1 protein-coding gene is annotated in these 554 nt (G+C 56.9%); it reads left to right on the top strand.

Going from position 1 to position 554, the window contains the following annotated elements:
• Nucleotides 1–554 (top strand): GTP-binding protein (locus QLG02_RS10320; protein WP_282465118.1); only part of this gene is annotated, 554 nt, incomplete at both ends.

Genomic DNA, 554 nt, shown 5'->3' on the forward strand with positions numbered 1-554 from the left:
CACGTAGACTGCCCGGGTCACGCCGACTACGTTAAAAACATGATCACCGGTGCTGCCCAGATGGACGGCGCGATCCTGGTAGTAGCAGCGACTGACGGCCCGATGCCGCAGACTCGTGAGCACATCCTGCTGGGTCGTCAGGTAGGCGTTCCGTACATCATCGTGTTCATGAACAAGTGTGACATGGTAGATGACGAAGAGCTGCTGGAACTGGTCGAGATGGAAGTTCGCGAACTGCTGTCCGAGTACGACTTCCCGGGTGATGACCTGCCGGTAGTCCGTGGTTCCGCACTGAAAGCGCTGGAAGGCGAAGCTCAGTGGGAAGAGAAGATCCTGGAACTGGCTGGCCACCTGGACACCTACATTCCGGAGCCGGAGCGTGCCATCGACCTGCCGTTCCTGATGCCTATCGAAGACGTATTCTCCATCGCTGGCCGTGGTACCGTAGTAACCGGTCGTGTAGAGCGCGGCATCGTCAAAGTTGGTGAAGAAGTGGAAATCGTTGGTATCAAAGATACCACCAAGACCACCTGTACCGGCGTTGAAATGTTCCG

Origin of the sequence: Aeromonas sp. V90_14, from assembly GCF_029967615.1 — a bacterium.
GTDB lineage: Bacteria > Pseudomonadota > Gammaproteobacteria > Enterobacterales > Aeromonadaceae > Aeromonas > Aeromonas hydrophila.